Source organism: Dietzia sp. NCCP-2495 (genome assembly GCF_026011735.1).
GTDB lineage: Bacteria > Actinomycetota > Actinomycetes > Mycobacteriales > Mycobacteriaceae > Dietzia.
In genome coordinates this window covers 82,312-95,568 of the sequence record NZ_BRVN01000011.1, presented here as the reverse complement: position 1 = coordinate 95,568, position 13,257 = coordinate 82,312, and the positions used below count along the sequence as shown (strand labels likewise).

Genomic DNA, 13,257 nt, shown 5'->3' with positions numbered 1-13,257 from the left:
GGACCACCGTCACCGTCGAGGCGGGGCCCGTCCCGGAGCCCACGTCGGTCGAGCTCGTCGCCGACGAGGCCGTGGCCGGCGAGGAGATCACCCTCACCGCGCGGGTCACCCCGGCGGACGCGGCGGGGCAGGTGCGCTTCACCGTGGACGGCCGCGAGCACCTGGTCCCGGTGGTCGACGGCGTGGCGACGCTGGTACACACCCCCGGCGAGCCCGGCCGCTACACGGTGCGCGCGGAGTTCGTCCCGGCCGATCCCGACGTCCACGCCCCGAGCGAGGAGACCGGGACGCTGGTCGTGGTCGAGGAGGACGACGACGACAACGAGGTCACCGATCCCCCGGCATCGGGCTCGGGCTCGCTGAGCCTCACCGCGTTCATCGGATCGATCGCGCTCGGCTCGGTGCTTCACGGCTCCGGATCCCTGGCCTCCCTCGGCAGCTGACACGCCCTTCGACCCGGGCCGGAACACCCTGGCCCGACCACCCGACCCCCTCACCCACCGACCAGTCCCGCTCACAGGAGTTCTCATGACCATGTCCCGCATCGCCACCCGCATCGCCGCGACCCTCGCCGCCTCGGCCGCCCTCACCGTCGGCGCCGCCGGCGTCGCCTCCGCCGCCACCTCCAGCTACAACGTCGAGGGCAACACCGTCTCGGCCACCTTCAAGGCCGGCATCACCTCCCCGGTCGGCGGTTGCGTGGCTGTGGTGGCCGAGCGTGACGACGCCCAGAACATCGCCGACATGATCTCCAACATCAATCTCGACAACATCGTCGGCACGCTGTCGGGCGAGCGGACCACCATCCTGCGCACGGACACCGGCAGCCCGGTGGCCCTGCCCATCGTCACCCGCCCGGTCACCCTGTCCGCGAACGACGTCCCCACCGGGGTCCACTCGCTCATCACCTACTGCGCGGGCGACACCGTCCCGATCACCCGGACCGTCGCTGTGGGCGGCGCTGAGAACTCCATGGGCAGCGTGGTCACCCAGGGCCCGGCCCTCATCTCCTCGGGGCTGAACTTCTTCTGACGCGGGCGCCGCGGCGGCCGCTGCTGGTGAGGTGTCCGTAGGGCACGAACCCCAGCGCGCCGACCGCGGCCACCTCGCGCACTACAAGATCGGTGCCTTCCCCAACGGCGAGGTGTTTGAGCCGGTGATGCCTCGGTCGGGCCGTTCGACGTGCAGGTAGAGATGGCCAGTCGGCTCGGCACCGGAGCCGTCGTCGCGCCATCTGCCGCGCATGTCCCCACCGTCGAGGCGCCTCGGGAGTTCGTCGACAGCGTGCGCCTGCTGAGCATCATGCTCGAGGCAGAAGGTTATGCCTCTGACGTCAGCGTCGCGGCCTCGGCGAGGGCGGCGGCGAGATACGGTGCCGAAGCGCTGTTTCTCGACGCGGCGACCTCTGCTGGCGTTCCGGACGCGACCACTGTGCCGCCGTTGTCACCGGCTCCCGGCCCGAGATCGATGACGTAGTCGGCTGCGCCGACCACTCGCATGTCGAGTTCCACCATCACGACCGTGTTGCCCGCATCGACGAGAGTCTGAAGGTGGGTAACTAGACGGTCTGCGTCGGCACAGTGCAATCCGGAGGTCGGCTCATCGAGCACGTACAGAGTGTCGCCACGCTGCGCTCGTTGCAGTTCGGTGGCCAGCTTCACACGCTGCGCCTCCCCACCGGAGAGCTCTGTGGCCGGCTGTCCCAAACGCAGATAACCGAGCCCGACATCGACCAGCGAGGTGAGGGAGCGCATCACGTCGTACTCGCCGGCGAAGAACTCGTGAGCCTCTTCGACGCTCATCGCGAGGATTTCCGCGATGTTGCGCCCTCGCCAGGTGATCTCCAGGGTGCTCGATTGATAGCGGGTGCCATGGCAGTCGGGACACACGGTGTAGACCGAGGGCAGGAAGAGCAGCTCGACCATCACGGAGCCTTCACCCTCACAGGTCGGGCAACGGCCGCCTGCGACATTGAAGGAGAACCGACCGGGCTTATATCCGCGTGTCCGAGCTTCCGGCGTCTCGGCGAACCGGCGCCGCACATGATCGAAGAGTCCAGTGTAGGTCGCGACGTTGGAGCGGGGCGTGCGGCCGATGGGTTTCTGGTCGATGCTCACCACACGCCGGACGGTCGTGAGATCGCCCTCGACCGACCCTCCGAGTTCATCGGACTCGTCAGTGAGGAGCAGGGCGTCGGCCTCAGCGCTTTCCTCCTCGACGCGAGGGGCGTCTCCTTGCCTGGCGCCGATGAGGGCAGGCAGGACTTGACTGACAAGGCTGGACTTCCCCGACCCTGACACGCCGGTGACAGCCGTGAGCGTTCCGAGCGGCAGCGCCACAGATAGGTCCCGCAGGTTGTTGCGGGTGACGTGCTCCAGCTGCAACCAGTCGTGGGCGGCACGGGGCTGGTGCGGTGGAAGGCCGCTGCCCCCGAAGATGTATCCGCGCGTCACCGACTCGTCGACCTCCGCGAGCCCGTCCGGGGCTCCGCTGTAGATCACGCGCCCGCCGCGTTCCCCGGCTCCGGGGCCGATGTCGACCAGCCAGTCCGCGTGCCGCATGACGTCGACGGAATGCTCCACGACGAAGAGGCTGTTGCCGCGCTGCTTCAGCCCGTCGAGGATACCCAGCAGCGCGGTGACGTCGTGCGGATGGAGACCGGCTGACGGTTCGTCGAGGACGTAGACGACACCGAACAGTTCTGACGTGAGCTGCGTGGCGAGTCGAAGTCGCTGTAGCTCCCCTCCGGACAGTGTCGGCGTAGTGCGACCTAGCGAGAGGTAACCGAGTCCCAGATCGATGATGGGGCGCAGCCTGTCCAGTAATTCTGCGCCCAGGCGGGCTGCCGCGGCGCGCTTCTCGACAGACTGATTCGGTGTGCGACGGACATCCGGCGCAGCGGAGTGCGCGGAGCCGCCAGCAGCAACGCGCTGCTCGACGGCTTCACGTCTGGTCGCGACGTCTACCACGGCGCCGGAGGTCTCGCCCTCGCGGTCAGACTCGGCGACGACGGACTCGAGGAGCTCAGCCAATTCACGCAGTGGCAAGGCTGAGAAGTCCGCGATATCGAGTCCTTCGAACGTCACCGTCAGTGCTTCGGGTTTGAGCCGCTTCCCATGGCACACCGGGCAGACCGCCGCGCTCATGAACTGGGCTACGCGGCGCTTCATCGACGCGCTCTTCGTGTTCGCGAAAGTGTCGAGCACGTACCGCCGCGCGCCGACGAAGGTGCCCGAGTAGCTCGGTTCGATTCCTGCTCGGATTGCCCGGCGCGCCTCGGCGAGTGTGAGTCGAGAGTGGACGGGAACGGAGGGGGTCTCGTCGGTATAGAGGATCCAGTCCCGATCCTTCTTCGGCAGATCCTTCCACGGCACGTCGACGTCGTAGCCGAGCGCGACGAGCACGTCCCGCAACTGGTGGCCGTGCCAGGCGGTCGGCCACGATGCGATGGCGCGCTCCCGGATGGTGAGTGAGGGATCGGGCACCATCTGCTCCTCGGTGACCGCGTACACTCTGCCGATGCCGTGGCACTCGGGGCACGCGCCCTGCACGGTGTTCGCGGAGAAGTCCTCGGCGTAGAGCATCGGCTGACCGTCTGGGTATTCACCGGCTCGCGAATAGAGCATCCGAACCACACTCGACAGCGTGGTGATGCTGCCTACAGAGGAGCGCGCGCTGCGCCCTCCGCGCTGCTGCTGCAAGGCGACTGCGGGCGGCATCCCGGTGATGGAGTCGACGTCGGGGACACCCGCCTGGTCGATCAGTCGCCGCGCGTACGGGGCAACTGACTCCAAGTAGCGCCGCTGCGACTCCGCGTACAACGTGCCGAAAGCCAAGGAGGACTTCCCGGATCCGGACACGCCCGTGAACACAACCATCGCGTCTCGCGGAACCGTGAGATCGACGTCCTTGAGGTTGTGTTCGCGGGCACCACGCACCCGGACATCGGGCTGGACGTGGGTGGACACTGAGGAAAGGTGATCCATTTCGGAACAGTACCAAGCGGGTCTCGTGGTAAGCAGGTTCATCGACCGTGGGAGGCAAGATGATGCGGCTGTCTACCATCGGGTTACCGAAGAAGAAGGCGCGCGGGTTCTTCGGTCTGCTCTCCGACAACGGCGCGACGGCTCTTGTTGACATACGGCTGCGAGGCAGTGCTCCTCTGCTCAGGGCCTCTCCTGTTCGTAGCTTGTAACAGGTGGCGGTGTCGTCCTCACCCGTCGGATGCGGACGGGTGAGGCTCCGGCTTCAGTCTCGCCGGGAGCGGGAGCGAGCACACGGGGCGGCAGCGCGCGACGTGGCCACGGAAGCAGTACGAGCGCCCGCGCGGGCCCCAATGCGAGTAGCACCCACGGCAACCAACTCGACAACGCGAAAGCCGACATCAGAAGAGGCGCGGTGAGGCTGGCGACGCTGACCGCAAGCCACGCTGAAGGAACCGCGTAGACGGCCGCCATTGAGGCGATCCACCCCAAGAGCAGCACTGCTCCGAGCCGCACTGCGAATGCCCGAGAACGTGAGCTCGTCAGCGCCACCGCGACTCCTGTGAGGGTGCTCGACAGCATGGCCACGCCGTCGATTGCGAGGCTCTGCAACAATGCCGGCGCGCCGAGTTGTTCGACAGCAATCACCGGAGCAGGTGTACCGACGCGCCCCGCGACGCCTGACGACTCAGGAGCGCACTTCCTGGGTTCGTGTGCCTCGGCGGCTGGCTTCGAGGGCTGAGGTGAGCGTTCGAGCGTCGTAGTTACCCAGCAACCGTCGGCCGTCTACGAAGAACGTCGGGGTGGCGTGCGCTCCGCTTGCATCGGCGCTTTCGAGATCCCGCTCCACACGGGCACGTACGGCGGCACTATCGAGGTCAGCCGTGAACTGGGCGACATCCAGGCCCAGCTCTTCGGCGTAGCGGATCAGATCTTCGCGCTCGAGCGCATCTTGCCGCGTGAAGACGAAGTCCAGCCACGGCCAGAAGATCCCCTGATTCGATGCCGCCTCCGACGCTCGTGCGGCTATGGGGCCGTGAGGGTGATGTGGCAGGTGGCGAACGACATACCGGAGATCGTCCCCGAACCGGCTGCGAAGGTCCTCCCAGGAACCCGTTGCGTGCGCGCAATAGGCGCATTCGAAGTCGATGTACTCGACGAGCGTGAGCTGGGCGTCCTCTGGTCCGCGGATGTGGTCGACTTCAGGATCAACGGGTGGTGTGAGCACCATCGGCAGATCTGCCGTCTCCTCTCCCCAGCGTTTCGCAGCAACCCGGAAAATCAGCCAACCAAGCGCGGTAGCGAGCACCATCGCGACCAACACGCCGACGGTCGCTTGCCGACCCAGGTCGGACGTCGGGCCGAACGCGAGGCCGATCACCAGGAGCGACACGGTGAACCCGATCCCCGAAAGCGCCGCGCCGCCAAACACGCTGCCCATCCCGACACCCTCGGGTAGCCGACCGGCTCCGAGCTTCACAGCGACGAAGGTGGCGAGACCGATGCCGAGAAGTTTGCCGAGCACGAGACCCACGATGACTCCCCACGTCACGGAGGACTGGAAGGAATCGACGAGCACGCCGCCGCGCAGGTCGACGCCAGCGTTCGCGAGGGCGAAGATCGGGACGATGACGAGCGCGGTCGGCATGCGCAAGACCTCGTGCATGCGTTCATTTACCGAGATACCTCGCGCCAAGCCGCGATCGACTGCGCGGGCCGATGCCGCGCTCGGCGACTGCCAGAAGTCGCGGAACAGCTGACGAGCCGCGACCACCTGTTGCCGACGCGTCGGGTAGGCGGGGATAAGGAGTCCTGCGACCATGCCCGCGAGGGAGGCGTGGACTCCGGAATCAACGGTCGCGAACCAGAGCACAATGACAATCAGCACGTACGGTGTGGCGCTCGATTGCCGCGAACGACCCAGAAGCCACAACCCGGCGAGGCAGGCAACTGCGATCAGCAGCGGAACGAGCCGGATCTCGTCGCTGTACAATGCCGATGATGGAGACGGCGAAGAAGTCATCGACGACGGTGAGGGTGAGTAGGAACACCCGCAACTGGCCGGAAAGTTTCGGGCCGACGAGTGCGAGGGCACCCAACAGGAACGCGGTGTCGGTACCGACCACCGCGCCCCATCCACCGAGCCCGTCGCCGCCCGCGGCGGCCACGATCAGGATGTAGAAAACTGCGGGCAGTGCCACGCCAGCGACGCCAGCGATCAACGCGAGACGCGCGCGGCTGGCGTCTCGGAGCGTCCCATGCGCGAACTCCTGTCGCACCTCGAGGCCAACGACGAAGAAGAAGACCACCATGAGGCCGTCGTTGATCCAGTGGTGCAGGTTCATGTGCAGTCCGAACCCGCCGACATCGAACCCGATCTCGACATCCCACAGCCCGAAATAGGCCTCGGAGAGTGGCGAGTTCGCCCAGAGCAAGGCGACCGCTGCGACGACGACCAAGAGCAAAGCCGAACCCGACTCCGTGCGAATCGTTCGCCAACTAATGCGCCGTTCCATCTGCCGACTCGTCATGCGGGAAGTTTATCGGAACCCAAGCGCAGCGCCCGGCCGCGAGACTTGTCGACCGTGCAGCGCGCAAGGCGGAATGGAGACGAAGTGAACCGCCCCAGATTTCCCACCGCCTCCTTTTCGAGTCGAGGAGGATGGTTGATTGCCGAAGAAAATCGATCCCGCGGTCAAGGAGCGGGCGCTGCGGATGGTGGCCGAGCACCGCGGTGAGTACGCGTCGCTGACGGCCTGCTGCGACCAGATCGGCCGCCGGTTGGAACTGGGCAAGGAAAACGGTCCGGAGGTGGGCCGTGCAGGCCGACATCGACGCCGGAGCACGTCCCGGCGTCAGCACTAAGGAGAGCGCCGAGATCAAGCGGCTTAGGGCCGAGAACCGGCGGCTGACCGAGGACCTGGAGATCATGCGCAGGGCCTGAAATTCTCTTCGCGTCAGTACCAGAATGAGAGTGGCTCGGTGGAGTTGGCTCGTTTCTTCGCTGCCGTAGGTGGCTTGTCCCCTATGTGCCGCTCCGCCGGGCTACGACGCGGCCAGCCTACACCGTCATCTGAGAATACCCCTGAAACGTCTTCGACGACGACGGGACCGGCGAGGAGGAGGGCGCGGTGAGCTAAAGGAATGGAGCTTGCTCGGCTTCGACGCCGCCGCAAGCTCCGGTGAAACGGTCGGTACTGGTCGGTCGTCGTCGGTCACCACCGGATGGCGGCGTCCCCCACGCTCAGCGTTTGCGCAGGTCAGCGGCTCGTTCGCCCAGTGGGCGCATCAAGCGATAGACGCAAAACCGACGTGATTAGGTCGTCGCTTCGATTCCGACAGGCGGCTCCGGCGAACAGCCCCTGACCTGCGGAAACGCAGGGCAGGGGCGGTTCGGTTCTGGTGGTCGCGCGATGCGCTGGCCTTACGGCTCTGCCCGACACCGGCGTCGCTCTCCTCTGCGACGGTCCCCTCGCCGGCTGAGCGATCGCGGCCGGCATCCTGTCCGTGTGCCGATAGGCCTCGCACCGCTCGGCAACGCAGCATGGCGTTGCGTGGCTACCTGGCGACGGCTCGGCGGGGCGCGATCGCCTCGTGTGTTGGCGGACTACGGGAGCTTGGACGCGAGGACGTCGGCCGCCAGGATCTCGGGTGCTGCGCCGAGGAGGTGCTGGTTGTCCGTCAGGGCTGCGACGATGGCGCCGTTGGCGTGGGCGTCGCGAGCGGCCTCGTCGGGGAATGCATCGAAGATCCAGAAGGTGTCGGCGTGGGTCCTGACCGCGAACCAGACAATCGTTCCTGCTTCTTCGTTGGCGAGTGCGACAGCGCCGGCGAGCAGATCGGCGACCGCGTCGTGCTGTCCATCGGCCGCGACGATCTTGGCGACGAAGGCATACGGAAGTGATGCGGGTGTGGACATGAGGGACTCTCCTTGAAGTCGGGGTTCTTCGTTGGACGAGTTCAGCGTACGACGAGCGAGGGCCGGGGGGAAGTGGCGTATACGGCAGTATTGCTATTGTTTACGTCATGCGTATCGGACTGGTCGCGATCGACGGCTGCTTCGGTTCGGCTATCGCGTCGATCATCGACATCGTGCGGGTGGCCGACGGAGCCCGCGGCGATGTCGACCCGCGGATCGACCCGATCGAACTCGCCATCCTCGGACCGAAACGGCGAGTGACCACGACGGCATCGATGACCCTGTCGGTGGACCACCCGCTGTCGGAGTCCGCAGAGTTCGACGTGGTCGTCGTCCCTGCGCTTGGAACCCTTACGGCCGCCCCTACCAACGACGCCCTCCAGAGCCGAGATGCTCGTTCGGTCATCGCCTCGCTCGGGCGCCTCGACGAGGCGACCACCCGGATCGCCGCGGCGTGCACCGGCGTGTTCGCTGTCGCCGAGACCGGACGGATGCATCATCGGCGGGCGACGACCAGCTGGTTCCTGGGGCCGGAGTTCCTGAAGCGCTATCCGACCGTCGCCCTCGATCTCGACACCATGGTCGTGGTCGACGGGAACCTCGTCACCGCCGGCGCCGCGTTCGCCCACATCGACCTCGCGCTCTCACTCGTGCGATCGATCAGCCCCGACCTGGCCCAACATGTCGCCAAGCTCCTCATCATCGACGAGCGCCCGTCGCAGGCGGCCTTTGTCGCCTACGAACATCTCAGGCACGAGGACCCGATCGTCGTCGAGTTCGAACGCTTCGTGCGCGCCCGCCTGGACGAACCGTTCAACGTCGCCTTCGTCGCGCAGTCGCTCGGCACCAGCCGGCGCACCCTCGAACGACGAGTCCGTGCGGCGCTCAACCTCACTCCGCTCGGCTTCGTCCAACGGCTTCGCATCGAACGAGCTCGGCACCTCTCAGCAACCACGGACCTCACCTCCGCCGAGATCGCGCTACGGGTCGGCTACGCGAACGCCGAGACTCTGCGCTCCCTCCTGCGTAGGGAGCGACGCCGTTCCTGACCTATCGCTTCGCCTGTAGCCGGTGTGCTAGTCGTAATGACCACGGACGTTGTGTCGCAGGTCGGCATGGCGGGCCGACATGGGGAAGACCTCCGTGTGAGGTGTGAAAGCGACCAAGCAACCACATCCACAACGGAGGTCTTCGTGTCCCACGCTAACGCCACCCTCACTCCGACCGGAAGGCTGCGCCTGGCCCGGTGTGTCGTCGATGACGGCTGGGGGCCCACTCGTGCAGCTGAGCGGTTTCCGAGCCCTACACCAGTGAAGCCGACCGCGCGGCACACTTCCCAGCGTTCCTGCACCACTACAATGACCACCGCGGCCACACCGCACTACGAGGCGCCTCACCCGCAGACCGCGTACGCAACCACAGTGGTCAGTACAGCTAGTGCTCGACTGGAACCACCTCTCAGCACGCCGCGTCGACGCTCCTGCGTCGCCCCTGGAGACCCACTCAACACGCGCGCAGCACAGGCCATGTGACGTGTCCCGGCTTCCCGGACGGTCGGGGTCAGACTTCGACGTGTTCAGGCTCGTCCACCAAGGTTGTGCCGCATGCGGCGATCCGGCGGGGGTCATCGAGGGGCAGCGAGTCGATGGGCAGGCGAACTGGATGGGCTGCCGACCCGGTGGTGATGAACTTCTGCCCCGGGCGCACGCGACTTGCCTGCTCAGCCAGGTCGTCCCCAGTCTCGGCGGGCTCTACCTCGCGGCTACTCTCCGTGCCCGCCTCAGGTGAGGTCGCAGTACTGTCAGCTTCATCGAGCGCCTCGCGCACGATCAGACGAGGGTCGTATTGCCGCAGGTTCAGCGATTGCCAGTCGGCGCGCTGCAGGGGTATCCCCATCTCTTTCTCGGCCGTTGTGCGGGTCATGTCGATGAAGGCCCGCAGCGCGCGGACGGTCTCGGCGAGCTTCTGCGCGTAGATCGGCAGATTGTGTGGACCGAGGATGACCCCGGCGATGATCGCGAGCAATAGCAGCTTCTCGAACGTCAGACCGAACATGGTGCAGATCCCTGCCTTTCCGCCGAAAGGTCGGCGACCTCAGCGGTGACAGCTCGGCGGTTCGCCCGGCTGTCCCGTAGTTGGGTGATCGCCAGTGCGCCGGCGAACAGAATGGTCATGGGGACCGCGACCAGGAACATCGACAGCACGTCGGCGGCAGGGGTCACCAGTGCGCTGAACAGCGCGATTCCGACGACGATGAGACGCCAGCTGCCTCGGATGGTCTTCGCCGAGACCAGATCGAGGAAGTTGAGCAGGACGACAAAGACGGGCAGCACGAATGCCACTCCGGTCGCCAGCACGATCTTCATCACGAAGTCCACGTAGTAGGTCGCGGTCAAAATGGTGGCATCCTCGTTGGAGGACAATCCGGCCAGGAGCCGCACCATTTGCGGGAACAGCAGGAATCCGAACGCGACTCCGGTGGCGAACAGGGGGATCGCGCTTAGCGCGAACCCGACGGTGTACTTTTTCTCCCTCGCGGTCATCCCGGGCACCGCGAACCCGAACAACTCGACGAGCCACACCGGGCTTGCCAGCAGCACGCCGGTAAAGAGTGCGATTTTGAGCTTGAGGTCGAACGCCCCGGTCACCGTGTCGTAGTTCAGGCTCGCCTGCCGATACCGGGCGATCTCATCGATCGGGGCTCGCAGCACGTCAAGGATCTGGTCGGAGAGCAGATAGCCGGCGACGATGCCGACGAGCAATGCCACCGCCGCGCGAATGGCGCGGTTGCGCATTTCTCGGACATGGTCGGAGAGAAGCATCGTTCCCCGTGCGGCGGTGGCGGCAGTCACGATGCCCTGCTGACCGGGTTCAACTCCGGGCGACCCGTGACCGGTGCGGCCTGCTGATCCGTGGCCCCGGCCACTGCCGGGGCCACGGTGCTGGCAGTTGGCGCTGTGTCCGCGTCGGTCCCCTCGCGGACTTCGTCTTTGAGGATCCGCATCGACTGCCCGACGCTCTTAGCCAGCGCCGGCAGTTTCGACGCCCCGAAGACCAGAAGCAAAATGGCGAGGATGACCAGGGCGTGCCAGCCCGTGAGATTGTGCAACATGATGTTTCTCCTAGAGATTAAGGGTCAGATCGAGCGGGGTGTGCCACCGAGATGGCGGGGTAATTAGTTGCTCGGCGGGCCGCCGTTAGGTGGCGTACCGCCACCGGGCGGCATCCCACCGCCACCACCGGGCGGCGTCCCACCGCCACCGCCGCCGGGCGGCATCCCTCCGCCGCCGCTGGTGGCTTCGGTCGTGGTGTCGACGCCGACGGCCAATCTGCCGACGTACCCGGAAGTGATGTCGCCGGTGATGGTGGGCACCTGCAGGCTCCAGTCGCCCTCGGCGAAGATGCCGTCATCAGAGATCGCGGCGCCCACACCGGCAAGGTTCTCGGCCGAGCCGGCGTACGCATCGAGGGCGTAGATGTCAGTGAGCATCTCCGGGGGAAAGGCCAGCTGGGATGTCGCGATGACGTTGGCCACCTCGGTCGCGGACTGCTCGTCGGGATAGACCTCGAAGTGGATGTGGGCCCATCGGCCTGTGTAGCAGCCCGGAACGATGGTCTTGAAGGTCAACTCGCCATTGGTGTCAGCGACCTGGATGCCGCGTAGGTACGTCTCGTCCTCAGCGCCCTGGGAGTACATCGAGTAGAGGCCCTGGGCGTCACACTGCCACGCGTAGACCGCCGCACCCGCGAAGGGGACGTTGCCGTTGGCCATGTCAGTGACGACGAACGTGAGCTCAAACGGCACGCCCTCAACGGTCGTTCCCCCATCAAGGCTGGACGTCAGATCACTGCGCACGATTCCGGACTCTTGCAACACGTTGACACCGTTGGTGCCATCAGCCGGATAGGGGCCGTTGGTCTCCTCGGGAATCTCAGCAATCGAGGACCCGGAGGCAGCGGTGGTCGTGGAACCAGATACTGAGCCGGCACTGCTCGAGCTGGAACTGCCCGGATAGCAGGCGGCGAGAGTGACCGCGCCGACTCCCGCGCCGACCAGGCCCAGCATCCGTCGTCGGGTGACCAAGGTCGTGGCGTCGAAAGCCGCGCCCTGATCGACCAGTTCATCGTCTGGGCGGGCCAGCAGACGGCCCTCGTACACCGGCCCATCCGGGGTCCGGTCAGCTTCAGGGACGTGGTTCATGGTGCTTGCTCCTAGCTCGTAGGCGTCGGGGGTGTGAGCACCAATCTGACGGCCGTTCCTGGCAACTGCCTGGACGCGCACTGTAGGTCTAGTGGGAGTACGCCACTACTCGCGAAAGCGCTCGGAATCAGGCGGTCTCGGAGCGAACGACCGGCTCGCCACTCGGGGAAAGCGCTCCTCCACCGCCGACCCCGGCACGGCGGGCCGACACTTCGCACGATCGCTAGCCGCCACTGCGCAATCTGCGCTGAACCGGGCTGCCCATCTACCAGCACTCCCGAATGCCACCCAGATCTACACGGCCAACCGCCCCAGAGAAGCCGCCGGCGCCATTCATGATTCCATCAAGACCAGCCGGACTGCGTAGGACACGAGCTCCTGCGTGCCCGCCGGTAACTATTATTCTGTAAAGTTAACCTTGCCGGAACGGTTAACTACCCCTTGACGGTACCCGTGGCGCACGCGGACACTCAGAGCATGGAGACCCCTCGCCTGGTCGAGCTCATCGACGCCCACAAACGCGCCTACGGCGTCGGCGAGTCCGAGCTAGCCCGCCGAATCGGGATCACCCGCCAGAATCTGCACCTATGGCGCACCCGCGGTCTGCGCCATCGCCCGCAAGCCCGTGGCCGGACGTGGCGTCGGTGCGGCGACTTCTGTCGTTCCGAGCGCACGGGCAGAAGAGTTCATGTCCCCCATCATCCTCGGCGCCACCATATGGGCCACACGCGCGCGGGCCACATGCCGACCCGGACATCTCTCAATGACTTGCGGCTGGAAGTCGAGCGCCGGGTGAGCGAGGGTGCCCACCCGGCCAATGCTGTGTTCGCTCGAGAACGTGGTTCATCGCGTCATCGGGCCGAAATGGGCCAACCGTCAGCTGCAGCAGCAGCCACCCGTTCCACTCGCCACGGGCAAGGAGACACCGACCGTCTGATCTGCGGAGACTATCGCGTATCCGGCGTCGGCCACGGCTTGGGATACGGCCTGGGTAGTCGCGGTTCCGGTCGTTGTCATACTTCCTGCCTGCAAGTTGACTTCGACGCCGATCACGCCGGGCAATGCACCAACAGCGGCTTTCACGGACGAAACGCAATGCCCGCAGGTCATCCCCTGAACTTGGTATGTGGTGGCCGTCATCGTCTTAATCCTTT

The 13,257-nt window shown here is 66.0% G+C and carries 11 protein-coding genes and 2 pseudogenes; 5 read left to right on the top strand and 8 right to left on the bottom strand.

Going from position 1 to position 13,257, the window contains the following annotated elements; genetic code table 11:
- Window positions 1-443: Ig-like domain-containing protein (locus OPF83_RS11270; protein WP_264887550.1), on the top strand; the 443-nt coding region annotated here is incomplete at its 5' end.
- 85 nt (window positions 444-528) lie between these two features.
- Entirely contained in the window at window positions 529-1,032 is a 504-nt protein-coding gene (locus OPF83_RS11265) for a hypothetical protein (protein ID WP_264887549.1), read from the top strand.
- A gap of 287 nt (window positions 1,033-1,319) precedes the next feature.
- On the opposite strand, the gene OPF83_RS11260 is transcribed toward OPF83_RS11265, so the two are convergent.
- Both OPF83_RS11260 and nhaA read right to left on the bottom strand, forming a co-directional pair.
- On the bottom strand, window positions 1,320-3,986 hold the full coding sequence (locus tag OPF83_RS11260; protein ID WP_264887548.1) for an excinuclease ABC subunit UvrA: 2,667 nt from the start codon (window positions 3,984-3,986) through the stop codon (window positions 1,320-1,322).
- Between the two features lie 685 nt (window positions 3,987-4,671).
- Window positions 4,672-6,499 (bottom strand): annotated as a pseudogene (gene nhaA, locus OPF83_RS17525) (Na+/H+ antiporter NhaA).
- Window positions 6,500-6,653: 154 nt separating this feature from the next.
- Here nhaA and OPF83_RS11245 point away from each other — a divergent pair.
- Entirely contained in the window at window positions 6,654-6,848 is a 195-nt protein-coding gene (locus OPF83_RS11245; RefSeq protein ID WP_264887547.1) for a hypothetical protein, read from the top strand.
- 742 nt (window positions 6,849-7,590) lie between these two features.
- On the opposite strand, the gene OPF83_RS11240 is transcribed toward OPF83_RS11245, so the two are convergent.
- Window positions 7,591-7,902 carry a putative quinol monooxygenase gene (locus OPF83_RS11240; RefSeq protein ID WP_264887546.1) on the bottom strand — a complete coding sequence of 104 codons (312 nt, stop codon included), beginning with the start codon at window positions 7,900-7,902 and terminating at the stop codon, window positions 7,591-7,593.
- Between the two features lie 107 nt (window positions 7,903-8,009).
- Here OPF83_RS11240 and OPF83_RS11235 point away from each other — a divergent pair, with 107 nt between their 5' ends.
- Together OPF83_RS11235 and OPF83_RS11230 are read left to right on the top strand one after the other, a co-directional pair.
- Complete coding sequence (locus tag OPF83_RS11235) at window positions 8,010-8,951, top strand: GlxA family transcriptional regulator (RefSeq protein ID WP_264887545.1); 942 nt, start codon at window positions 8,010-8,012, stop codon at window positions 8,949-8,951.
- Between the two features lie 144 nt (window positions 8,952-9,095).
- A pseudogene (locus tag OPF83_RS11230) lies at window positions 9,096-9,197 on the top strand (IS481 family transposase); the annotation flags it as partial.
- A 265-nt stretch (window positions 9,198-9,462) separates the two neighbouring features.
- Here the strand turns inward: OPF83_RS11230 and OPF83_RS11220 are convergent.
- The 5 genes from OPF83_RS11220 to OPF83_RS11200 all read right to left on the bottom strand — a co-directional run bounded on the left by OPF83_RS11220 (window position 9,463) and on the right by OPF83_RS11200 (window position 13,243).
- Window positions 9,463-9,957 (bottom strand): preprotein translocase, encoded by a 495-nt coding sequence (locus OPF83_RS11220; protein WP_264887544.1) that lies wholly within the window; start codon window positions 9,955-9,957, stop codon window positions 9,463-9,465.
- A complete protein-coding gene (tatC, locus tag OPF83_RS11215; protein ID WP_264887543.1) occupies window positions 9,945-10,754 on the bottom strand; it encodes a twin-arginine translocase subunit TatC in 810 nt (269 codons plus the stop codon). Before tatC ends, OPF83_RS11220 begins: the two co-directional genes overlap by 13 nt.
- Window positions 10,751-11,014: a twin-arginine translocase TatA/TatE family subunit gene (locus tag OPF83_RS11210; protein ID WP_264887542.1), complete on the bottom strand. Its 264-nt coding sequence runs from the start codon at window positions 11,012-11,014 to the stop codon at window positions 10,751-10,753. Before OPF83_RS11210 ends, tatC begins: the two co-directional genes overlap by 4 nt.
- 63 nt (window positions 11,015-11,077) lie before the next feature.
- Window positions 11,078-12,103 (bottom strand): 3,4-dioxygenase subunit beta, encoded by a 1,026-nt coding sequence (locus OPF83_RS11205; RefSeq protein ID WP_264887541.1) that lies wholly within the window; start codon window positions 12,101-12,103, stop codon window positions 11,078-11,080.
- Window positions 12,104-12,979: 876 nt separating this feature from the next.
- Entirely contained in the window at window positions 12,980-13,243 is a 264-nt protein-coding gene (locus OPF83_RS11200; protein WP_264887540.1) for a heavy-metal-associated domain-containing protein, read from the bottom strand.
- Window positions 13,244-13,257 lie beyond the last annotated feature (14 nt).

Coding starts and splice junctions, on each gene's coding strand:
- OPF83_RS11220 (WP_264887544.1), bottom strand. CDS start 9,957: ATGTTCGGTCTGACGTTCGAGAAGCTGCTATTGCTCGCGATCATCGCC.
- OPF83_RS11265 (WP_264887549.1), top strand. CDS start 529: ATGACCATGTCCCGCATCGCCACCCGCATCGCCGCGACCCTCGCCGCC.
- OPF83_RS11210 (WP_264887542.1), bottom strand. CDS start 11,014: ATGTTGCACAATCTCACGGGCTGGCACGCCCTGGTCATCCTCGCCATT.
- OPF83_RS11235 (WP_264887545.1), top strand. CDS start 8,010: ATGCGTATCGGACTGGTCGCGATCGACGGCTGCTTCGGTTCGGCTATC.
- OPF83_RS11200 (WP_264887540.1), bottom strand. CDS start 13,243: ATGACGGCCACCACATACCAAGTTCAGGGGATGACCTGCGGGCATTGC.
- OPF83_RS11205 (WP_264887541.1), bottom strand. CDS start 12,103: ATGAACCACGTCCCTGAAGCTGACCGGACCCCGGATGGGCCGGTGTAC.
- OPF83_RS11240 (WP_264887546.1), bottom strand. CDS start 7,902: ATGTCCACACCCGCATCACTTCCGTATGCCTTCGTCGCCAAGATCGTC.
- OPF83_RS11260 (WP_264887548.1), bottom strand. CDS start 3,986: ATGGATCACCTTTCCTCAGTGTCCACCCACGTCCAGCCCGATGTCCGG.